The following is a 6,945-nucleotide window of genomic DNA, read 5'->3' as shown; positions in this document are numbered from 1 at the left end:
GGACTCCGGCGGCGGGGCGCCGCGGCCCGCCCGCAGGGGCCGGCCGAGCTGCTCCCCGCGCTCCAGGCGCTCGGCGGCCGTCCGCAGCTCCTGGCGGCCGCGGATGCTGGAACGGCGCAGCGCCTCGCACCGGTCCCGGACCGCCTTGGCGGCGCGCTGGGCCCCCAGCAGGGCGGCGGCGAGGGCGCCGACGGCCAGCAGGGCGCAGCCCGCGAGCACCGGCCACAGCCGGGCGTCCCGCTGCCCGGCGCCCCCGCCGAGCTGCAGGGTGAAGATCACCGCGGCGGTGCCGCTGAGCCCGGCGGCGAGCGTGGGCAGCACGGCGGCGCGGACCAGCTGGGGGCGTATCTGCCGGCCCGGGCCCGTGGCGGCGTGTCTCGACGGGGCGTGGCGGGCGGCGCGGAGTCCGGACATCGGCGTCCTCGGTACGTGGGGCCCGGACCCGGTTCCAGTTCCCGGGGCCCGGTGTTGATCACCGGGTACCCACGCTAGACCGCACGCTCCCGCGGCCGTTGCCGAGTTGGGGAACTTCGCCGGGCTGCTTCCCGCTCCCGATGGAGCGCTCGTACGACAGCCCGAATGCGCCGGGAGCGCGCACACCCGTGCAGACCGGGGAGCGCACTCCGTCCCAGGGGTGCGACCCCGTCCCGGCCCACCCGTACGCTCCACCCGCCGCACGCGTCCCGCCCGCTCCTGCCGGCAGGCGGCGGGCGCTGCGCCGGGCCGTGCTCCCACCGGGCCGCCGCGCGCCCTTGTGCTCCCCCGCGGGTGGCCAAGAAGGTACCAGTCCCCGGCCGCGTACGGCCCGAAGCGCTGGAGGAAGGCGCCATGAGCGAACCGTCCCGTCCCGATGTCCGCGCCCAGGGTCCGGGGGGCGGCCAGGAGGAGTTACGCGCGGAACTGCGGCGCCGCGACGAGGACCTGAACGGCCTGCTCGGCAAGTTCACGACGCTGAGCGGGGGGTTCGACAACCTGCGCGGTACGACGGTCACGCTCAGCAGCGACGTGAACTCGCTGAAGTCCGTGACGACGGACCTGCGCAAGGACCTTGCCACGACCGATTCCAAACTCGACCGGCTCACGGCGGACTTCACGGCCTGGCGCTCGCAGTACGAGCGCGACCAGGCCGTCATCGCCGCCCAGTTCGACCTGGACCGGACGGCCGAGGAGTGGCGCACCAGGTTCGGCGAGCGGGACAGGGTGCGTTCCCTGGCCGGCGGTCTGATCCGCAGCATCACCCCCGATCTCGTCGGGAAGGGGCTCCTGCGGACCGCCGCCGTCCGCAGCTCCGTCGAGGCGCGCCTCGTCCACGATCCCGATTTCTGGCTCGGCCACGCCACCCTGGCGCTCGCCGCCCAGCTCGACGGCGACACGGAGCTCAAGCTCAGCGCGATGAGCGAGGCGGTGTACCTGGGCGGGGGCAAGGCCTACCTGTTCTTCGCGCTCGCCGCGGCACGGGCCCAGCAGCACGAGCGGGCCGGCAACTGGACGGACCTCTACCTCCAGTCCATGGACCCGGACCGCCTCGGCAGCGAGTTCCTGGTCGTCCTCGACGCCGTGGCCAGCGGCGAACTCGGCGAGCAGGCCCACGGCTACGCCTTCAGCGCGCTGAGCCGCTGGGCGGCCGAGGCGGCCGTCGGCGCGACCGCGGCCAGGGCCGGCGCGCGGCGCTGGGAGCCCCGGCTGAGGAAGCTCCTGATCGCCCCCGGCGACCGCTACGCGTCCCTCGGCCGGGCGTGTACCGGGGACTGGAAGGAGCTCCAGGAAGGCTGGCGGCTCGCGACCGTCACGACGGCGGCCCTGGACCACCTGCGCACGACGTTCCCGCCGCCGGTGTCCGGCGCGCGCTCCGCGACGGGTGTCCCGTACGCGGAGACCGCCGTGGACCGTCTGATCGCGCACCGGGAGCCCGACGAGGCCGCCGTGCACACCCGGATGGAGACGCTGCGGCACTTCATCGAACGCCGTGGCGACGAACGGGCCTCCCGGGAGGAGCCCGATCCGCAGGAGGCGGAGGACGCCGAGGTGATGGACCTGGCGACGCTGCTCGACCGTGCGGTGTTCCAGTCGGCCGGGTGGCGCTCGGCGAGGACGCCCGGCGCCTCGCGCTGCTGGGGGTGCTGCCCCATCTGCACGCCGCGGCCGGGGCGTTCGTGCGGGCCTCGCAGCAGCGGCGCAAGGAGTCCGTCCCCGTCGTGATCGAGGGCTGGCACACCGTGCTGCCCACCGATCCGGCCGCGTCCGTCGACGGGACGGCCCTCGCCACGGAGCTGGACGCCGTCCTGCGCGCCCGTACGGAGCGGGAGGCCGGCGCGGTGGTCCCCGACCGGCCCCGCCGGATCGGGGGCACGGCCGGCGGGCTGACGGCCCTCGCCCTCGCACCCTTCTTCCTCGTCGGCCCGTTCCTGTGGCCCGCCCTGCTCCTCGGTACGGTCGCCGTCACCTGGGGCCTGCTGGACCTGCGCCGGGTACCGGCCGAACGCCGCAGGCTCCGCGCGGACGGGGACGCGCGGATCGCGGGCGCGCAGCGCCGTCTGATGGAAGTGCTGGGCGCGCGCGTGGAGTTCTTCGCCGACTGGAACGCGCACGCGGCACGGCTGGAGGAGCTCCGCCGGTGGACCCCGACGGCCGGGTGACGGCATGACGGAATCCGGACGGATCCTCAACGGCCGCTACCGGCTCGGTTCGCCCTTGGGCAGCGGGGCCCAGGGGACGGTCTGGCTGGCCCGCGATCTGAGCCTGGACCGGGCGGTCGCCGTGAAGGTGACCCCCGCGTGGAACGACGGCGACTCCCCCGACGGCGCGCGGGAACACGAGCGGCGGTTCCACAAGGAAGCCGTGGCCATGGCACGGATCCCCAAGCACCCCCATGTCGCCGAGATCCACGACCACGGGGCGGACGGCGGCCTGCTGTACACCGTCATGGAGTACATCGAGGGGACGTCCCTCGCCGCCCATCTCCGGCCGGGGCGCCGGCCCTCCCTGGAACAGACCGTGCGCTGGACGAAGCAGATCTGTGCCGGCCTCGCCCACGTCCACGCGGCAGGTGTCGTCCACCGGGACGTCAAGCCGGGCAACATCGTCGTGGACACGGAGGGACGCGCCCATCTCGTGGACTTCGGCCTGGCCCGTCTGCCCGGCGGCTCCTCCTCCCTCGACCGGGTCATGGGCAGCCTGCCCTACACGTCCCCGGAGCAGCTCGCGGGGCGGGCCACGTTCAGCGGCGACCTGTACTCCCTGGGCTGCGTGATGTACGAGATGCTCACCGGCCGCACCCCCTTCGGCCACCTGCGGGACCCGTACGCCTTCCTGTACCACCACACGAGCGAGCCCCCCGAGCCGCCGCGGGCGCTGCGGCCCGGCGTTCCCGGGCCGCTGGACCACCTGGTGATGCGCCTGCTGGAGAAGGATCCCGCGGACCGCCCGCCGGACGCCCGGGCCGTGGAGCGCGCGGTCGAGCAGGTCGAGTTCGTGTCCGACGACGCCGCCCGGCCGCACGTGGACTCGCGGCACGTCGACGAGATCCGGCGGCTCGAACGGTACATCGACCACCATGCCGGGGGGCCGCGGGCCATGGACCCGCAGGTGCTCGACGCCCGGTCCCGGCACGCGCGGCTCACCGGCCGGTCGGGCGACCCGCGCGGGGCAGCCGCGCTCTACCAGCGCCTGGGGCAGGACTGTGCCCGCGGGCTCGCTCCGGGGGACAAGCGGGCCTTCGAGGCCTTCCGGGAGGCGGCCCGCTGGACGGAACGCCCGCACTGAGGTCCGGGCTCAGGGCCGAAGCGCCCCCGGATCACACGCTGTCACCGCTCGCCGGCCGGGTCGAGGGTGCCCCGGGGGGCGGCGGCCTCGTACACGGCCTGCGGGGCGGAAACCGTGGCGCGGGCCGGGACGTCGGCGGGGGTCGTGGCGCCCGCCGTGAAGGGCCGCCACCAGGGTGCGGCCGGGGCGTCGGCGGCGCCGGGTTCGAAGGGCTGGCCCGGGATCGGGAGGGCCACGGCCGCCCCGGCCGCCCCGGCGGCGGCGACGGTGCCCTCGCCGGGCTCGTCCCACGGGTGCGGGGCCAGGTTGAAGGTGCCCCAGTGGATCGGCAGCATCGTTCCCGTCGGGAGGCCGCCCTGGAGGTCGAGGTGGGCCCGCATGCCTTCCTCGGGGGTCATGTGGATGTCGGGCCAGTACTCCGAGTAGGCGCCGATCTGGATCATCGTGGCGTCGAAGGGGCCGTGCTCGGCGCCGATCTCCTTGAAGCCCGGGAAGTAGCCGGTGTCCCCGCTGTGGAAGATCCGGTGCTCCTCGCCCGCGACCCAGGAGGCCCAGAGGGTGAACTGCTGGTTGCGCAGGCCGCGCCCGCAGAAGTGGCGGGCCGGGGTGGCCGTGAGCGAGAGCCCGGCGACCTCGGTGGTCTCGTTCCAGTCCAGCTCGCGCAGCCGGCTCGCCGGCACGCCCCAGTGCTCCAGGTGCGCGCCGACGCCCAGCGGGACGGCGAAGACCGTGTCGGTGCCGGCCAGGGCCTTGATGGTGGGCAGGTCCAGGTGGTCGTAGTGGTCGTGGGAGATGACCACGACGTCGACCTCGCCGAGCGAGGCCAGCGGCACCGGGACGGGGTGCAGGCGCTTGGGGCCGGCGAAGGGGAAGGGGGAGCAGCGCTCGCCCCAGACCGGGTCGAAGAGCACCCGGCGGCCGTCGATCTCGGCGAGCACGCTGGAGTGCCCCATCCAGGTCAGGCGCAGCCCGCCGACGGGCGGCTTGGCCAGCTCGGCGAGGGTGGTGGGGTAGACGGGGATCGGCGCGCCGGGGTTGCGCCGGATCCGCTGCTCCTTGTGGAAGTAGATCTTGGCGAACTCCAGCATCGAGCCGGAAGGCCTGGTCCGGGCCCCCACCGGGTTCTGGAAGACGCCGTCGGCGAAGTTCGGCGAGCGCAGGATCCGCTCCAGCCGTGCGCCGGACGGGTCCGCGCCGAAGGCTTCGGGCCGCAGGGCGCGCAGCCGGGGACGCAGGGGACGGGAGCCGGTCAAGGCGCCTCCTGGGAAGTGCGGGTGGGGTGGGACGGGCGTACGCCCACGACCATCCCAACGCGCACCGGCTTCCCAGGATTCCGCCTCGCGGTGTCCCGTCTGGCCGTGCGGCCGGGCCCGGCGCGGGGCCGGGCCCGGCCGGGCGGGCTACAGCGGGAGCAGGTCGGGGCGCTTGGCCTCGACGTTGTCGCCGGAGGACTCCCCGCGCAGCCGCCGCCCGATCCAGGGCACGAGGTGCTCGCGCGCCCACTGGATGTTGTCCCGGGTGACGTCCACGGAGCCGCGCGGCGCGGCCGGCGGCCAGGGCTGGTCGGGGTCGGCCGGGACCTCGTAGCCGAGGACCTGCGCGGCGCGCAGCGCGACGCGGGTGTGCCCCTCGGGCGAGAGGTGGAGGCGGTCGACGTCCCAGGCGCGGCGGTCCTGGACGGTCTTCAGCGACCAGAGGTCGAGCACCGGGCAGCCGTAGCGGTCCGCGATGGCCCGCACGTGGACGTTGTACGTCGCGATCTTGCCCCGCAGGTGCTTGAGGACGGGAACGCCCCGGGTGTCGAAGCCGGTGGTGATCATGACGAGGCCGACTGAGTTGGTGAGGTCGGCCACGGCCGCCTCGAACCGCTCCGCCACGTCGTCCGGGTCGCTGCCGGGCCGGATGATGTCGTTGCCGCCCGCACAGAAGGAGACGAGGTCCGGGGCCAGTTCCTTGGCCCGGGGAACCTGCTCCTCCACGATCTGGTCGAGCACTTTGCCCCGTACTGCCAGGTTGGCGTACCGGAAGTCGTGCTCGTCGCGCTGATCCGCCAGGAGTACGGCGAACCGGTCCGCCCAGCCGAGATAGGAATCCCCGGGTCCCGGGTCCCCCACTCCTTCGGTGAAGCTGTCCCCGATCGCCGCGTACGAGCCGATGGTCTTGAGTGTCGTCTTCGTCGCTGCCACGGGAACCCATCCTTCACCCCCGTCGCCAACCTACGCCAACGTAATGAGGGGTTGACGGACCGTGATCTATACCACGCGGGGGATAAGGAATAAGTACACGTGGGGCCGGGACCCCCCACGGGTCCCGGCCCCACGCGTACCGGCGCTGCGCCGCCGGGGTCCGTCAGAGGGTGACGCCCTTGGAGCGGAGGTAGGCCAGCGGGTCGATGTCGGAGCCGTAGGACGGGCCCGTGCGGATCTCGAAGTGGAGGTGCGGGCCGGTCACGTTGCCGGTGGCGCCGGAGAGGCCGATGGCCTGGCCGGCGGTGACGGTCTGGCCCGTCGAGACGTTCAGCTGGGACAGGTGGCCGTACTGGGAGTACTTGCCGTCGGCGTGCCGGATGACGACCTCGTTGCCGTAGGCACCGCCCCAGCCTGCGGAAACCACGGTGCCGGCACCGACGGCCCGCACGGTGGTGCCGGTGCTCGCGATGAAGTCGACGCCGGTGTGGTAGCCGGAGGACCACATGGCGCCGGGCGTGCGGTACGCGGTGGAGACGCCGCCGCTGACGGGGGCGACGAAGCCGGCGGCGCTCGCGGGGGCGGACTGCGCGGCGGGCGCGGACTGCTTGAGTCCGCGGGAGGGGGCGGCGGAGCCCTTCAGCTGCGTGCCGCCGGAGGCGGCGGACGCACCCGGGTCCGTGGCGGTGTCGTCGGAGGGGGCCTCGCCGGACGTGTCCTGGCCGGCCGCCGGAGAGCCGGTCGAGGACTCCTCGGCCGGCGCTTCAGGGGCCTTCGGGGCCGGGGCGGCGCCCTGGCCGCCGAGGGTCAGGCGCAGGCCCGGGTGGATCAGGGAAGGGTCGGCGCCGACGGCCTCGCGGTTGTCGGCGTAGAGCTGCTGCCAGCCGCCGGAGAGCTGGTGCTCGGCGGCGATCGTCGAGAGGCAGTCGCCGGTCACGACGGTGTAGACGGCCGGGGCGGCGGCGGGGGCCGCGGCCCGGAGCGCCGCGGGGGCCTG

Annotated in this window: 5 protein-coding genes and 1 pseudogene; 2 read left to right on the top strand and 4 right to left on the bottom strand. The window is 74.8% G+C overall.

Annotation, left to right across the window (positions count from 1 at the left end; translation table 11 throughout):
* A pseudogene (locus AB0F18_RS37845) lies at positions 1-414 on the bottom strand (ATP-binding protein); the annotation flags it as partial.
* Between the two features lie 414 nt (positions 415-828).
* Between AB0F18_RS37845 and AB0F18_RS37840 the strand changes: the two are divergent.
* Together AB0F18_RS37840 and AB0F18_RS37835 are read left to right on the top strand one after the other, a co-directional pair.
* On the top strand, positions 829-2,199 hold the full coding sequence (locus AB0F18_RS37840) for a hypothetical protein (protein WP_362069669.1): 1,371 nt from the start codon (positions 829-831) through the stop codon (positions 2,197-2,199).
* A 441-nt stretch (positions 2,200-2,640) separates the two neighbouring features.
* Positions 2,641-3,762, top strand: coding sequence for a serine/threonine-protein kinase (locus tag AB0F18_RS37835; RefSeq protein WP_362069666.1), 1,122 nt, complete (start codon positions 2,641-2,643; stop codon positions 3,760-3,762).
* 41 nt (positions 3,763-3,803) lie between these two features.
* Here AB0F18_RS37835 and AB0F18_RS37830 read toward each other — a convergent pair whose 3' ends face one another.
* The 3 genes from AB0F18_RS37830 to AB0F18_RS37820 form a co-directional block, all read right to left on the bottom strand.
* Positions 3,804-5,015, bottom strand: a complete 1,212-nt coding sequence (locus AB0F18_RS37830; RefSeq protein ID WP_362069663.1) for an MBL fold metallo-hydrolase — start codon at positions 5,013-5,015, stop codon at positions 3,804-3,806.
* 147 nt (positions 5,016-5,162) lie between these two features.
* A complete protein-coding gene (locus AB0F18_RS37825) occupies positions 5,163-5,948 on the bottom strand; it encodes an SGNH/GDSL hydrolase family protein (protein WP_362069660.1) in 786 nt (261 codons plus the stop codon).
* A gap of 163 nt (positions 5,949-6,111) precedes the next feature.
* The coding region (locus AB0F18_RS37820) for a LysM peptidoglycan-binding domain-containing M23 family metallopeptidase (protein WP_362069657.1) at positions 6,112-6,945 on the bottom strand (834 nt) is incomplete at its 5' end.

Origin of the sequence: Streptomyces sp. NPDC029216 (assembly GCF_040648015.1) — a bacterium.
Classification (GTDB): Bacteria; Actinomycetota; Actinomycetes; order Streptomycetales; family Streptomycetaceae; genus Streptomyces.
This window is presented reverse-complemented; position numbering and strand designations above follow the sequence as displayed.

Excerpts from the sequence above, each read along its gene's own strand:
- AB0F18_RS37840 (WP_362069669.1), top strand. The coding sequence starts at position 829 with ATGAGCGAACCGTCCCGTCCCGATGTCCGCGCCCAGGGTCCGGGGGGC.
- AB0F18_RS37835 (WP_362069666.1), top strand. The coding sequence starts at position 2,641 with ATGACGGAATCCGGACGGATCCTCAACGGCCGCTACCGGCTCGGTTCG.